This is a genomic window from Cedecea sp. Ae19-4 (assembly GCF_059801165.1).
In genome coordinates this window covers 2,211,772-2,226,195 of sequence record NZ_JBCHWG010000001.1, presented here as the reverse complement: position 1 = coordinate 2,226,195, position 14,424 = coordinate 2,211,772, and the positions used below count along the sequence as shown (strand labels likewise).

Annotated in this window: 11 protein-coding genes; 9 read left to right on the top strand and 2 right to left on the bottom strand. The window is 52.9% G+C overall.

Annotated elements, in window-relative coordinates; genetic code table 11:
• Positions 1-157: 157 nt before the first annotated feature.
• Positions 158-523: a type II toxin-antitoxin system RelE/ParE family toxin gene (locus tag AAIE02_RS10585; protein WP_336981567.1), complete on the top strand. Its 366-nt coding sequence runs from the start codon at positions 158-160 to the stop codon at positions 521-523.
• A complete protein-coding gene (locus tag AAIE02_RS10580; protein ID WP_166872510.1) occupies positions 507-803 on the top strand; it encodes a helix-turn-helix domain-containing protein in 297 nt (98 codons plus the stop codon). Before AAIE02_RS10585 ends, AAIE02_RS10580 begins: the two co-directional genes overlap by 17 nt.
• A gap of 45 nt (positions 804-848) precedes the next feature.
• Here the strand turns inward: AAIE02_RS10580 and yegD are convergent, their stop codons facing one another.
• Positions 849-2,201, bottom strand: a complete 1,353-nt coding sequence (gene yegD, locus AAIE02_RS10575; RefSeq protein WP_336981564.1) for a molecular chaperone — start codon at positions 2,199-2,201, stop codon at positions 849-851.
• 161 nt (positions 2,202-2,362) lie between these two features.
• Here yegD and alkA point away from each other — a divergent pair, with 161 nt between their 5' ends.
• The 4 genes from alkA to AAIE02_RS10555 all read left to right on the top strand — a co-directional run bounded on the left by alkA (position 2,363) and on the right by AAIE02_RS10555 (position 7,349).
• Entirely contained in the window at positions 2,363-3,205 is an 843-nt protein-coding gene (gene alkA / locus AAIE02_RS10570; protein WP_336981562.1) for a DNA-3-methyladenine glycosylase 2, read from the top strand.
• Positions 3,206-3,361: 156 nt separating this feature from the next.
• Positions 3,362-4,306: an NAD-dependent epimerase/dehydratase family protein gene (locus tag AAIE02_RS10565; protein ID WP_498532502.1), complete on the top strand. Its 945-nt coding sequence runs from the start codon at positions 3,362-3,364 to the stop codon at positions 4,304-4,306.
• Positions 4,306-5,334, top strand: a complete 1,029-nt coding sequence (locus AAIE02_RS10560; RefSeq protein WP_336981558.1) for an MraY family glycosyltransferase — start codon at positions 4,306-4,308, stop codon at positions 5,332-5,334. The genes AAIE02_RS10565 and AAIE02_RS10560 overlap by 1 nt, the downstream gene beginning before the upstream one ends.
• Before the next feature lie 116 nt (positions 5,335-5,450).
• Entirely contained in the window at positions 5,451-7,349 is a 1,899-nt protein-coding gene (locus AAIE02_RS10555) for a polysaccharide biosynthesis protein (RefSeq protein WP_498532688.1), read from the top strand.
• A gap of 123 nt (positions 7,350-7,472) precedes the next feature.
• Here AAIE02_RS10555 and AAIE02_RS10550 read toward each other — a convergent pair whose 3' ends face one another.
• Positions 7,473-10,805 (bottom strand): diguanylate cyclase, encoded by a 3,333-nt coding sequence (locus AAIE02_RS10550; protein ID WP_498532501.1) that lies wholly within the window; start codon positions 10,803-10,805, stop codon positions 7,473-7,475.
• A gap of 355 nt (positions 10,806-11,160) precedes the next feature.
• Here AAIE02_RS10550 and udk point away from each other — a divergent pair, with 355 nt between their 5' ends.
• From udk to asmA, 3 genes are all read left to right on the top strand, one after another.
• Positions 11,161-11,802 (top strand): uridine kinase, encoded by a 642-nt coding sequence (gene udk / locus AAIE02_RS10545; RefSeq protein ID WP_008455103.1) that lies wholly within the window; start codon positions 11,161-11,163, stop codon positions 11,800-11,802.
• Between the two features lie 123 nt (positions 11,803-11,925).
• Positions 11,926-12,507: a dCTP deaminase gene (dcd, locus tag AAIE02_RS10540; RefSeq protein WP_008455101.1), complete on the top strand. Its 582-nt coding sequence runs from the start codon at positions 11,926-11,928 to the stop codon at positions 12,505-12,507.
• A 46-nt stretch (positions 12,508-12,553) separates the two neighbouring features.
• Positions 12,554-14,407 (top strand): outer membrane assembly protein AsmA, encoded by a 1,854-nt coding sequence (asmA, locus tag AAIE02_RS10535; RefSeq protein WP_336981554.1) that lies wholly within the window; start codon positions 12,554-12,556, stop codon positions 14,405-14,407.
• Positions 14,408-14,424 lie beyond the last annotated feature (17 nt).

Below are 14,424 nucleotides of genomic sequence, written 5' to 3'. Positions count from 1 at the left end.
AAGTAAGTGATGTTTTCGTGGCCAAATAAAACTGTTTTTCCCAAAACGTTTTCCGAGGCGTCACGCAATTTTCAGTCCCAGGAGTAGTCATATCACGAAGCGAGAAATAAGCTGTGGTTTATATTTTAAATATAACCTATAGTTTATGAGGTGAGTGATGATCTGGCGCGCGATATTTACCGACTCTTTCTACTTTTGGTATCAGGCCCAGCCCGTAGAGCTCCGCAAACGACTTGGGGCGGCCTTCGGCAATATTGAGTTCTGGAGGCCGGCTTTAAGCCGCCCGCAGGCGGACACGGTAAAGGGATCTCGCTATCCCAATATGAAGGCATTACGTTTGCTATGCCGCGGCAAGCCATATCGGATCTTTTTTGCTTTTGACCCGCATCGCAGAGCCGTTGTGCTGTGTGGTGGAGACCAATCAAACGATACGCGTTTTTATCAGGCGCAGATGAAAGTGGCCGATACGCAGTTTGCGCATCACCTGGCAGAACTGGAAGATGAAAATGAAAACGTTAACTGAAGTGATGGCGGAGTTTTCGGCGGAAGAGCAGGCCGAGATCCGCGCAATGACCGAAGTCTTAATTCTGGAAACGGGATTACAGCTGGTACGTGAGCAGCAGGGACTTTCTCAAAAACAAGTGGCGCAAAAAATGGGGGTTTCCCAGCCGGCAATCGCCGCGATTGAACAACGCGGCAACGATCTCAAAGTGCTCACGCTGAAGCGCTACGTTGAGGCGCTGGGCGGTAAACTTTCGCTGCATCTGGAGTTTCCAGAAAGCGACCGGCGTTTCCAGATATAAAAAACCGCAGGAGGCCTGCGGTTTGAGCGGTATGTTTGAACGTGATTATCTAAAAACCACGTCTGACCAACGGGCAAGCCCCTGCGTCACCGAGCCAAAGTCATCCCCTCCGGCAATTGGAATATCAGGCAACTGCTGGGCGAGCGCATGGCGCAGCAGCGGAGAACGAGCGCTGCCGCCGGTCAGGTATATAACCTCAGGTTTAGCCTGGCTGTTGTCCATCGCCAGCGTGACCTGTTCCATGATCCGCTGTAGCGGCTGGCTGATAGCGGTTTCCAGCGCTTGCTGGCTGATGTCGCAGCCTACGTCTTTGGCAATAAACGGCAGCAATGCTGAAACCTGCTGGCTGTTGGAGAGCGCAATCTTGCTCTCTTCTGCCGCCCTGACAAGGCGATAGCTCAGACGCTGACGCCAGACTTTCTGCAGAAACGCCACCTTTTCCGGCTCGCGCGCGTCCCGCACCAGCTCATTGAGCGAGCGGCCGTTAGCCGCGCTGTAGAAGTCATTCTGAGCCGGGACATCGTTAATCGCGACGGCGTTCCACCAGGGTAATACCGGCAGCGCGATGCCTTTTTCCGTCTGGCCGCCCATACCAAGCAGCGGAGCCAGCTGTTTAAATGCCAGCATAATATCCAGATCGTTACCGCCCACGCGGCAGCCGCTGTGGCCCAGAAGGCTTTGTTCACGGTCGCGGCGCAGGTGCCAGTCAGGCCCCATCAGCAGTACCGAGCAGTCGGTGGTGCCGCCGCCAATGTCGACCACCAGCACCTGCTTTTCTTCCTGTAGCGTGGCTTCAAAATCCAGCCCCGCGGCTACGGGTTCAAACTGAAACACCACGTCGCGGAAGCCAGCGCGGTGCGCGGCGCGTTCCAGAATCCCCTGAGCCTGCTGGTTAGCATCTTCCCCGCCCAGTCCCTGGAAGTTAATCGGCCTGCCAATCACGGCCTGGTCGATGGTGCCTTCCAGCTGGTTTTCCGCCTGTTTGCGGATGTGCAGCATCATCGCGCAGACCAGATCTTCAAACAGCGCGACCTGCTGCGGTTTCAGGCCGGTGGCGCCGAGGAAGGACTTTGGCGATTTAACGAAGTAAACCTCTTCCGGATCTTCCATGTACTGGCCAAGAGAACTTAAGCCAAATTTTACGCTGCCGGGCAGCACATCAATGTCTTCTTCGCGATTGTAGCTCACCGCACGGCGCAGCAGCGCCTGGGTCTCGCTTCCCGTAGCCGGAACTTCGTGGTGGCGGAAGAGCCACTCGCTCACCGCTTCACGCGTCGGTGCACAGAGCATAGAAGGCAGCAGCGATGAGCCGTTCTCCATCTCCAGCAACTGTGGTTTTCCGTCGTGCATAATGGCGACCGAGCAGTTCGCCGTCCCGTAGTCAAAACCGATTTTCATTTTCGTTGATTATCCCCATGCCAGTGAGAAGGGGGGCGACTTTAGCGGAATGCCGGTCCGTGGGCAACTGAATATGAAAGCAAGGCAGAAATCGGCATTTGGCGGTATGCTAAATAAGCAGTGTTGTCTGCCTAATGCCCTCATTCTCTTCAGGATTATTTATGTACACCCTTAGCTATCAACCGCCCTATGACTGGTCCTGGATCCTTGGTTTTTTACGGGGACGTGCCGTGGAGGGCGTGGAAGTTGTTACCGCCAGTCGCTATCAGCGCAGCTTCGCGCTGGGAGAATATGCCGGGCTGGTGACGCTTGAACCAGACGAGAAAAATCTTTGCCTCAATGTGACGCTAAGCGACGGCCTGCAGCCTGTGGCAGGCGAAGTTTTACAGCGCGTGAAGAACTTACTGGATTTGGACAAGGATCCGCAGCAGGTATTAAGCAGCCTGGGCACGTTGGCGGCAGCCCGGCCCGGCCTGCGTCTGCCGGGATGTATGGACCCGTTCGAACAGGCCATTCGGGCCATTCTTGGGCAACTGGTTAGCGTGGCGATGGCGGCAAAATTGACCGGCAAAGTGGCAAAGACCTTCGGAGGGAAGCTTGAAGGTCACGAGGGCTGGTATCTGTTTCCGGATGCCAGGACGCTGGCAAACTGCGATGTTCAACAGCTGAAATCTTTAGGCATGTCGCTTAAGCGTGCAGAGGCTATTGTGCATCTTGCCGGAGAGGTGGTGAAAGGGCAGTTTCCGCTGCAGCTACCCGATGATTTGGAGCAGGGAATAAAAAACCTGATAGCATTGCCCGGTATCGGGCGCTGGACAGCCAACTATTTCGCCCTGCGCGGCTGGCAGGCCAGCGACGTTTTCCTGCCGGACGATTACCTGATTAAACAGCGCTTTCCTGATATGACGCCTGCACAAATCCGCCGCTACGCCGAGCGCTGGCAGCCCTGGCGCTCTTACGCGCTGTTACACATCTGGTATAGCGACGGCTGGACGCCAGACTGACTCACAGGATTATATGCTACGATATTTGAACTTGTAACCGACCTTTATTAGTAAGAAAATCCCGATATAAAAGTGGTGTCCGAATTTTATATTTAAATTAATATTACTGAATGAGTTTCATTTTTAATTCAGATGAACGGATTATAAGGGTCGAATGTGAGAGTTTTAGTTACAGGGGCCACGGGTTTCGTGGGGAGTCGCTTGGTTACAACGCTCAGGGAATTGGGGTATGAAATCGTCGGCACAACTCGTCGTGGCTCGCAGAATACTGCTGGACTGGTTGATATCGGCGATATTTCGGCAACAACGGACTGGTCCCCGGTGCTTGAAGGGTGTGATGCCGTCGTGCATACCGCCGGTCGGGCTCATATCTTAAAAGATTCAGCTGCGGATAAACTCTCGGCGTTTCGGCAGGTTAACTGTGACGCAACCTTAAAGCTTGCTCACGACGCGTTGAATGCAGGGGTCAACCATTTTGTTTTCATCAGTTCTATTGGCGTAAATGGCAATGCCACTACTCATACGCCATTTAACGAAAAATCAATACCTAAGCCTGTCTCAGATTATGCGATTTCTAAATTTGAAGCTGAGCAAAAGCTGAACGAAGCATTTTCTTCAGGCCCAATGGCGATTACGGTGATTCGCCCGGCGCTTATCTGTGGCGAAAATGCACCGGGCAATATTCGGCGTTTGTTAAAACTGGTTGCCAGTGGGCTGCCACTTCCTTTCAAAGGAATAAAAAACAAGCGAAGCATGGTTTCTCTGGAAAACGTTGTCAGCTTTATTGCCACTTGCCTGAACGATCCTCGTTCAAAAAATCAGCTTTTTGTTCTCGCCGATAAAGATAAACCCACCACGGAAGATATTGTTCGATCATTCGCGGGTGGAATGAACAAATCTCCTCGTGTCTTTTGGTTTCCAGCGGCTATATTGAAGGTTTTACTGATGCTAACAGGGAAGCAAAGCATTTATGAGCAGCTCTATGGCTCATTGGATATTGATGCCTCCTACGCCTCCGAGCTGTTGGGTTGGCAGCAACCCGTTACGCTTTCCGAAACGATGGAAAAAGCAGCAAAATATTATTCAAAGGACGCTCAGTAATGCAGGCATTAATTGTGGCCGTAGTCGTTTTTATTCTCTCATTTATTCTGACCTGGTGCCTACGAGCCTATGCGTTAAAAAACAACGTTATTGATATACCGAATCAACGTAGCTCTCACTCTATACCGACGCCTCGTGGTGGCGGTGTGGCCATTGTTATCAGTCTTATGGTTGGGTTGATTGCGCTGTCCCTCCTTCAGCTCATTTCATACTCGACGATGTTCTCGCTGATTGTTGCCGGCGGAATTACCGCGGTGGTCGGTTTTCTTGACGACCATGGGCACATTGCGGCTCGCTGGCGATTACTGATGCACTTCCTGGCCGCCGCAGCAGGGCTTTTCTTTCTTGGAAACTTTCCTGCGATCGAGCTTTTCGGCTACACCTTCTCTGCCGGATGGATTGGGATGGTTTTCGGATTAGTCTATCTGGTATGGATGCTGAATCTTTATAACTTTATGGATGGCATTAATGGGCTGGCGAGCATGGAGGCGATTGTTTTTTCCCTTTCATCTCTGCTGATTGTCTGGATTGCTGTGCCTGATGCTTTGGGGTCAGACGCATCGCTTAGCGTTTTGCTGCTGGGGGCTGCCGCGCTCGGTTTTATCTTCTGGAATTTCCCGAACGCAAAAATTTTCATGGGCGATGCCGGAAGTGGCTTTCTGGGAATAACCATCGGCTTACTGGCTCTTCATATTGGCCTGCTTGATAGCAAACTCTTCCTTGCCGAGATGTGTTTACTTGGCGTTTTTATCGTAGATGCTACCTTAACGTTACTGCGCCGTTTGCTGGCAGGCAAAAAGGTGTACGAAGCTCACGCAAGCCATGGCTACCAGATACTTGCAAGAAAATATGGTAGCCATAAGCCCGTTACTCTTGGTGCGCTGTGCGTCAATTTTATCTGGTTAACCCCTTTTGCCATGTTGATTGCAGCGGGTGCCATTACGGGAGTGGTAGGATTAGCGATAGCCTGGGCTCCGGTTGTGATTGTCGCGTGGCGCTGCGGAGCTGGCGTAGAGGATAAGGGCTAATAAAGCAGGGTTACGGGCACCACTGATATATATTTAGTTGTACCAGAGGGTGCTCAGTAAAAATTTTCACTCTATAACAACAGGTTGGTGAACAGGTGTCCTGTTCTATTGAAAATATGCTTACGTTTCTGCTTGCTTTACCAAGACCGGTAAAAAGAATTATTACGCTGGCAATTGATGTTGTGCTGCTGTTGTGTGCTTTCTGGTTCTCTTTCTGGGTGCGTATTGATGCCCTGACACCTCTGACAAGTGGGCCGCACTGGTTACTGATTCTGTCGATTATTCTGGTCACGCTAGGCTTCTTTGTCAGACTTGGCCTCTATCGTGCGGTTATTCGATATATTACGGCTAAAGTTTTTGTCTCGGTTGCGGTGGGTATGGTGGCGTCGTCCATCCTGCTTATCGTGACCGCGTTTTATACAAATATTTATTTGCCTCGTACAATCCCATTTATCTATTTTTCCTTTGGTTTACTGTTGGTTACAGGCTCCAGACTGGCGTTAAGAATGCTGGTCAACCATGGATTAAAACTGGGAACCAAGGTCATTATCTACGGTGCAGGTGCATCAGGCTGCCAGTTACTGCCTGCCTTAAGCCAGGCGTCTGAGTATTACCCGATTGCTTTTGTTGACGATAACCCACGTCTACAAAAAACCGTTATGCATGGTGTGACGGTTTACTCGCCTGAAAAGCTGGCCTGGTTAGTCGAGAAGTACGAGGCCAAAAAAATCCTGTTGGCCATGCCAAGCTTGAGCCGCACTCGTAAAAGCGAAGTGATGAAAAAGCTGGAAGGTCTCCCCTGTGAGGTGCTTTCTATTCCCGGAATGGTTGATCTGGTGGAAGGGAAAGCCAGCATTGCTACGCTGAAAAAAGTCTCTATTACCGACCTTTTAGGACGTGACCCCGTGGCGCCTGTACCTGAGTTAATTGCCCGGAATATCCAGGATAAGTCGGTCATGGTGACAGGGGCGGGGGGATCCATCGGCTCAGAACTTTGTCGCCAGATTATTCTGAACGGGCCAAAAGCGTTAGTTCTCTATGAGATCTCTGAGTTTTCGCTTTACGCTATCGAGCGCGAATTATCTGAGATGATCAAGAGCAAGGGATTGACGATCAAACTCTATCCTGTGCTGGGTAATGTGCAAAACCAGGCTCATCTGGAGCGGGTTATCGGGAGTTTCGGTATCGAAACTATCTACCACGCCGCGGCTTATAAACACGTTCCTTTAGTTGAGTATAACGTTGCCGATGGCGTCAGAAATAACGTCTTTGGTACGCTGGCCTGTGCACAGGCAGCAATCCGCTGCGGTGTCCCGAAATTTGTATTGATCTCTACGGATAAAGCTGTTCGCCCGACCAACACGATGGGGGCAACAAAACGCATGGCGGAGCTTGTGCTGCAGGCATTGGCGGTACAGCAGTCAGGTACCTGCTTTAGCATGGTGAGATTTGGTAATGTGCTGGGGTCTTCAGGTTCTGTTGTGCCACTCTTTGAAAAGCAGATAGCTAAAGGGGGGCCAATTACGTTGACACACCCGGACATTATTCGCTACTTCATGACGATTCCAGAGGCCGCGCAGCTGGTTATACAGGCTGGTGCGATGGGCAACGGCGGAGACGTTTTTGTCCTCGATATGGGCGATCCGGTAAAAATCATCGACCTGGCAGAGCGTATGGTTTCTTTAAGTGGCTTTACCTTACGTGATGATTCGAATCCGGAGGGTGATATTGAGATTAAAACCACCGGATTGAGACCAGGTGAGAAGCTCTTTGAGGAACTCCTCATTGGTGACAATGTGATGACGACGCAGCACCCACGAATCATGGCCGCCAGTGAAGTGAAGCTTTCATGGGAGGAGCTTAACGTTTATCTCACCGACATGAACGACGCCTGTGGACATTATGACATGGATACCATTCGTTCCATTTTGCTCAAGGCGCCTACAGGCTTTAATCCTAGCGATGATATTTGCGATATCGTATGGAAGAATGCTCCCTACGATATGCCCAATTAAAGTCAGGATGAAGGTCACGAGTTGAACTCAGCGGTGACTAAGCCAGTTCTGGCTGGCAGACGCTAAATAAAAACCCCTGAATCGGTCAACCGGACAGGGGTTTTTTTATTGGGGTGGGGCCGGTCAGTTAATGCCAAAATAACTATTCGTCAGCAGCAGCTCCAGCGGCTGCGGCTGGGCGATGGTTTCCCCATAGATTAAATCAATGCCAATGCCCGACAGCGTATCCATTACCAGAGGCATATCCGCCGGACCGGCGATAGTTTGCAGCGCCATGCGTTGGGCGTGACCATGCACAATCGTCACCATCATTTCGTCCATCAGATTACAGTGCACGTTGAGGATCAGGTCCGGGTCTAACATCACGTAGTCGAACAGATGATGGCTCAGGGTATTAAACAGTTCCAGATCGCGCCCAACGTGGCTCAGCACCATGCGGCAACCGGCTTTGCGCAGCCGTTTCAGGCTGGCATAAGCGCGCTGTGGCTCGGTGAGCAAGTCGCTGCTTTGAATCGTCAGGTGCAGCAGACGGGCCGGCATTCTGCTGGAGGAAAGCTGTTCCAGCAGCTCATTGACGAAGGTGTCGCTGACCAGGCCCGCACCGGAAACGGGCAGCGCGACGCCAAAACCTTTCCTTGCGACCTGAGCGGCATACTTGTCAAAAAATTCGCTAAATACGCGGCGATCCAGCGCATGGTGAAGTGCCGGGTCGGCGAGGCCTGAGCGGAATGCGGCTTCGTTGATAACGTCCCCTTCGTTGCCCCAGAAGCGCAGGGTCAGGAGATAGAAACAGGTCGATTCCGGGATGCGCGGCGGCGCAATCGCCATCGCTATCATCAGCATCGGATTGTCTTTGATCACCTGCCACTGCTCGTCGAGGGGCATGGTGTCTCGCCCTTGTTCCATGTAGTGGCGATGCGGTTCATAAACCGTGACCTGGCCGCGGCCGTTGTTCTTCGAGGCGTAGCAGGCGATATCGGCCTGGGAGAGCACTTCAGACGCGATAGCATTATCGCCGTCAATGTGCGTGATCCCGGCGCTGGCGCCGATGCGGTGCAGACGGCCATCCCACATAAAGTGGTAGTCGTTGATACTGCGAATGATGCGCTCAGAAATATAACGTGCGTTTTCAGTGGAACAATCTGGCAGCAGCAAACCAAATTCGTCGCCGCCGAGGCGAGCAAGGAAATCCCCCGTGCGCAGCATACTCAGCATCATCGCCGCCAGCTCCCGCAGCAAAGCATCACCTGCGGCATGGCCCGCGGAGTCGTTTACGGCTTTAAAACGGTCGAGGTCAATGAACACCAGGGCATGGCGCTGGCGGTGTTCAACCGCACCCTGCAGTAAGCGCTTCAGGTGATTCTCAAAGCTTACCCGGTTGGCCAGGTGCGTCAGGCTATCGTGCGAGGCGCTGTAGCTCAGCTGTTTGAGCATTTTCCGGGACTCAGTCACATCCTGGATAACCAGCACGGAGCCAATGCTTTGGCCGTCCAGCGTGGTCAGCGGCGTAATGGTGTAGTGGATGTCGTAGCTACCGCCGTTGCGGCAATGCAGCACGACATCCTGCTCTATAGCGCTCCGGGAAAAATCGCCGCTGTGTATGTTTTCCATCACCGGGCCGTTATCGCCGAAGGTGATGCGCAGAATCGCCAGAATGTGCTGGCCGATGGCCGCCTCCTGCGCCCAGCCGCTGAGCTTCTCGGCAATCGGGTTCATAAAGGAGACATTCATGTCGACGTCGGTGCAAATTACCGCTTCGCCGATCGAGTCCAGCGTGATGTGCAGCCGCTCTTTTTCCTGGTACAGCGCTTCGTTGAGCTGCTTAACTTCGGTCATGTCCATATTGATGCCCAGCAGCCGTTCCACGTCGCCGTTCTTATTCAGCACGCGGTTAGCCAAGGAGCGGATATGGCGGATACCGTCTTTGACATGGATACGAAATTCAAGCTTAAACGGCAGGCGATTTTTTAACGACTCGCGAATAACGGTTTCCGAGTGGGCGAGATCTTCTTTCACCAGCCTGTTCAGCCAGAGCTGGTAGGTGGGTTTGGTATGCGGCGGCACGTCGTAAAGCTCAAACATCCGCTTATCCCAGCTGATGACATCGTTGGTCAGATCCCACTCCCAGATGCCGATGCCGCCGGCTTCATTGGCAAGCGTAATCCGCTCCATCAGCCGCTTGTTGATCCACTCGGTATGCTTCAGGTCGTTGATGTCTTCAATCTGGGCTATGTAGTAGAGCGGCGTGCCGTCGGTATGACGCACAACGGACGCCGTGAGCATGGCCCACACGACATTGCCCGCGCTGGTGTAATAGCGCTTTTCCATTGAATAGCTATTGATATGCCCGGCCTCAAGCTTGCTCAGGTGCTGAAGATCGAGATTCAAATCTTCGGGCCAGGTAATTTGCTGGAAGGTGAGATCGCTCAGCTCTTCGCTGGAATAGCCGAGGAACTTACATAATGACTTATTGACCTGCAGCCATTTGCCCTCGGTAGAGACCAGCGCCATGCCAATAGCCGAGTATTCCATGGCGTTACGAAAGCGCGTTTCGCTTTCGGTGATGTGTTTACGCTCTGTGCGGGAGGAGTACATCACCATTGTGATGACGTTTGCCGGCAGCAGAATCAGCAGAAACGGCAGCCACGGCGCATATTCCAGCACGCGCGGGTGGGGCGTTAACATCGGGAGCTTGCCGATGGCTATCATCGCCGAGACCATCATCAGCGTGGCAAGGAAAATAATAAAGGCTTCCAGACGCGGCAGCCGAATGGCGCTCCACATCAGAATGACGATGATAAAAGTGAACGGCCAGGGCAGATAAATTAATGAAAAATAGCTGAGTGCCAGCGTGACGGCGAAGGTTGCCACGGTTTCGAATAGCAGGGCCGCTTTGCGGTGACGAAGCAAATAATAAGGTTTAAACAGCAGCCCTGCCGGCATCAGCGCCAGCGCCCCGATGGATTCAGACAGCACCCATATAAAGAAGGTTTTCAGCGACGAGGAGTCAACCGGTATCGGCAATAGCGTCACCAGCAGGCCGCCGACCAGCGGAGGGATTACCGCACTGCACACGGCAAGTCGTGACCAGTTATTGAGGTTTTGTAAGGGGTTTTCCCGCGGCAAAAAGCGGCGTAACAAAAGCGCGCCCAGCAGCGCCTCAAACAGGTTTATTGCGGTTAACGAGATATTCAGACCGCTAAATGAAAAAACGGCGGCGCTGGCTGCCATGCTGCCCAGTGCACAGACGGCGGCAATGAACGGCCATTGACGGAAAGGAGAACGGAAAAATGCCGCCATCATCACCGAGGTGGTAAACCAGATAGGCACCAGATCGGTGCCTTTTAACGTCAGCTCAAGGGAATAGAGGGTGAAAACAAAGCTGAGTAACCCCAAGCCAGCCAGCAGTATCAGTGAATGGACGGCGGCTTCTGTTTGTCTGTTTTTTCTAATCATTACCGCAAATCCGCTTGGACACTGCCGCCAGGAGTCATGCCCGGATGCATATAAATAAAGAATCGGTTTATGCTAGTACAAACAATTTACAATTCCTATGCTCGGTTGTCAGAATTTACCTACAGAGTGTCAGAAATTGCGTAGTCAAATCACGTAATTAAATAATTCCACTTTACCCGTTGCCTGGCGATGGTGCGCTGTCATGCCTTTGTCACTTTGTTGGCCCTTTGCCGCGTAATTTCACGATTGCAGGGGGTAAGAGACTGGTATCAAAAGGCGGTTGTCCCTATAATTGCGGCGTTTGACGCCTCCGCGTCGTCCTTCCAACACTTTTCGTATTCAGGCCGTAAATAATATGACCGATCAGTCTCATCAATGCGTCATCATCGGGATAGCCGGCGCATCGGCTTCAGGGAAAAGCCTCATTGCCAGCACGTTGTATCGTGAACTGCGCGAGCAAGTCGGCGATGAACACATTGGTGTCATTCCAGAAGACAGTTACTACAAAGATCAAAGCCATCTGTCGATGGAAGAGCGTGTTAAAACCAACTACGATCACCCCAGCGCAATGGACCACAACCTGCTTTTCCAGCATTTGCAGACGTTGAAGTCCGGCAAAGCTATCGAACTGCCGGTTTATAGCTACGTGGAGCACACCCGCACCGACCAGACCGTGCATTTGGTCCCGAAGAAGGTGATCATTCTGGAAGGCATCCTGCTGCTGACCGATGCGCGCCTGCGCCAGGAAATGAACTTCTCTATTTTTGTTGATACACCGCTGGATATCTGCCTGATGCGCCGTATGAAGCGCGACGTTAACGAGCGCGGCCGTTCAATGGACTCCGTGATGGCGCAGTATCAAAAAACGGTACGCCCAATGTTCCTGCAATTTATTGAGCCTTCCAAACAATACGCCGATATTATCGTGCCGCGCGGGGGCAAGAACCGCATCGCAATCGATATTCTGAAAGCCAAAATCAGTCAGTTCTTTGAATAAAGACCTTTGCGGGCGCGCGTAAGCCGCTCGCTTTTACGTTGAATCCCTCATCCATTGCCAATTGGCTATCGTCGACGCTCTGTGGCAGTGTGTGTAAACTGAGATTGATAAGGAGAATCTGCGATGCGCCTTTGCGATCGTGATATCGAAGCCTGGCTGGATGATGGCCGTTTAGCGATTACCCCCCGTCCTCCGGTTGAACGCATTAACGGTGCCACCGTGGATGTGCGCCTCGGCAATAAATTCCGCACGTTTAGCGGGCATACCGCACCTTTTATCGATCTCAGCGGCCCAAAAGATGAAGTCACCGAAGCGTTAGAGCGCGTGATGAGTGATGAGATTGTGCTGGAAGAAGGTGAAGCTTTCTTTCTACACCCCGGTGAACTGGCGCTGGCGGTAACGCTGGAATCTGTCACGCTGCCGGACGACCTTGTGGGCTGGCTGGATGGGCGTTCCTCGTTAGCGCGCCTGGGCCTGATGGTACACGTCACCGCCCACCGCATCGATCCGGGCTGGCATGGCTGTATCGTGCTTGAATTCTACAATTCAGGGAAGCTGCCGCTGGCGCTGCGTCCGGGCATGATGATTGGCGCGCTGAGCTTTGAACCCCTCTCCGGGCCAGCCGCTCGCCCTTATAATCGCCGTCAGGATGCCAAATACCGCGACCAGCAGGGTGCGGTAGCAAGCCGTATCGATAAAGACTGAATTGCAGTGAGTTGTTCGCCCTCTGGCGAATGATATGGAGAATGTTATGAGACGACTATTAACCACGTTGATGATTCTGCTGGTTGTGCTGATAGCCGGCCTGACCTCACTCGTGTTGTTGGTTAACCCTAACGACTTCCGTGGTTATATGGTTCGTCAGGTTGAGGCCCGCAGCGGCTATCACCTTGAGCTGGAAGGGCCGCTGCGCTGGCATGTCTGGCCGCAGCTGAGTATTTTGTCTGGTCGCATGTCACTGACTGCGCCGGGTGCCAGTTTGCCAATGGTTAGCGCGGAAAATATGCGTCTGGATGTAGCGCTGATTCCGCTGCTTTCTCACCAGCTTCAGGTTCGCCAGGTCATGCTGAAAAGCGCGGTGATTCAGATGACGCCGCAGGCTGAAGCGAAGCTTTCGGCTAACGCGCCGGTAGGGCCAAAAGACACCATTAGTGAACCGGATACCGGGCGTGGCTGGTCCTTTGATGTCGCGAAGCTTAAGGTCGTCGACAGCGTGCTGGTCTTCCAGCATATCAATGACGAGCAGATCACCGTCCGCAACATTAACCTGCAAATGACGCAGGATGATAAGCGCCAGGCGCATATTGAATTCAGCAGCCAAATCAACCGTGACCAGCGGGATTTAACGCTTTCGGTCACCGCAGATGTCGATCTCCATGACTATCCGCAGCAAATCAACGCCACGTTAAGCCAAATTGACTACCAGCTGCAGGGCGCCGACCTTCCGGCTGGCGGCATCGGCGGCTCGGGATCGCTTCAACTGGGCTGGAAAAACACGGGCAGCCAGCTTTCGCTGTCAAATATGCAGCTCACGGCCAACGACAGTGATTTACAGGGCAATGTCAGCGTGGCGATGCAGGATAAACCGCAGTGGACGGTGGATCTGCAATCTCGCCTGCTCAATCTCGACAAACTGGTGGCCAATGCGCCCGTTGCGGATACCTTGATTAACCAACAGGCCCAGCAGGCTCAGCAACCGTCCCGCCCGGGCCCGGTGATTGCCGAACAACAGGGTGAAACCAACTACCACAGCCTGCGTAATTTTAATGCCGTACTGAATATCAAGGCTGGTGAAGTGCGCTGGCGCGGCCTGGCGTTCAGCGATGTGCAGACCGCGCTGGTGAATCAGGAGGGTAAACTCAGTATTAACCAGCTCAACGGCAAGCTGGGGCAGGGCACGCTCTCGCTGCCGGGCTTCCTGGATGCCAGCGGCAAGACGCCTGAGCTTGCCTTCCAGCCGCAGGTGAAAAATATTGAGATCGGCAAAATTCTGACCGCGTTTGATTACCCGATTGCGTTAACCGGGCAGTTTTCTATGACGGGTGATTTCAGCGGTGAACGCCTTGATGCGGAGGATTTCCGCAGTAACTGGCAGGGAGACGCCCAGCTTGAGCTGGCCCATTCCCGCCTCGAGGGGATGAACTTCCAGCAGCTGATTCAGCAGGCGGTCAGTCGGAACAATGAGGGCGTGGATGCGCAGCAGAATGTTCAGAACGTCACCGAGCTTGATCACTTCTCCACGTCTGCGTCGCTGGATAACGGGCTTCTGACGATGACGAAGATGGTCGGTGAGTCCAGCGTATTGTCCCTGACCGGCGAAGGCACGATGGATCTGGTGAAAGAGGTCTGCGACACCAACTTTGCAATTAAAGTCGGCGGCGGCTGGCAGGGCAGCGACAGTAAACTGATTGAAGTGCTAAAAAACACGGCCGTTCCGCTCCGGGTTTATGGCCCGTGGCAGCAGCTGAATTACACGCTGCAGGTTGACCAGGTGCTGCGTAAGCAGCTGCAGGATGAAGCTAAGCGTCGGCTCAATGACTGGCTGGATAAGCATAAAGAGAGCGACAAGGCGAAAGACGCTCAGCAGTTACTGAATAAGCTTTAACGACAAAAAAACCGGCT

What these genes read in the sequence shown, in the direction of transcription:
- AAIE02_RS10555 (WP_498532688.1), top strand. Translation starts at nt 5,451, where the DNA reads ATGCTTACGTTTCTGCTTGCTTTACCAAGACCGGTAAAAAGAATTATT.
- yegD (WP_336981564.1), bottom strand. Translation starts at nt 2,201, where the DNA reads ATGAAAATCGGTTTTGACTACGGGACGGCGAACTGCTCGGTCGCCATT.
- udk (WP_008455103.1), top strand. Translation starts at nt 11,161, where the DNA reads ATGACCGATCAGTCTCATCAATGCGTCATCATCGGGATAGCCGGCGCA.
- AAIE02_RS10580 (WP_166872510.1), top strand. Translation starts at nt 507, where the DNA reads ATGAAAACGTTAACTGAAGTGATGGCGGAGTTTTCGGCGGAAGAGCAG.
- alkA (WP_336981562.1), top strand. Translation starts at nt 2,363, where the DNA reads ATGTACACCCTTAGCTATCAACCGCCCTATGACTGGTCCTGGATCCTT.
- AAIE02_RS10550 (WP_498532501.1), bottom strand. Translation starts at nt 10,805, where the DNA reads ATGATTAGAAAAAACAGACAAACAGAAGCCGCCGTCCATTCACTGATA.
- AAIE02_RS10585 (WP_336981567.1), top strand. Translation starts at nt 158, where the DNA reads ATGATCTGGCGCGCGATATTTACCGACTCTTTCTACTTTTGGTATCAG.
- dcd (WP_008455101.1), top strand. Translation starts at nt 11,926, where the DNA reads ATGCGCCTTTGCGATCGTGATATCGAAGCCTGGCTGGATGATGGCCGT.
- asmA (WP_336981554.1), top strand. Translation starts at nt 12,554, where the DNA reads ATGAGACGACTATTAACCACGTTGATGATTCTGCTGGTTGTGCTGATA.
- AAIE02_RS10560 (WP_336981558.1), top strand. Translation starts at nt 4,306, where the DNA reads ATGCAGGCATTAATTGTGGCCGTAGTCGTTTTTATTCTCTCATTTATT.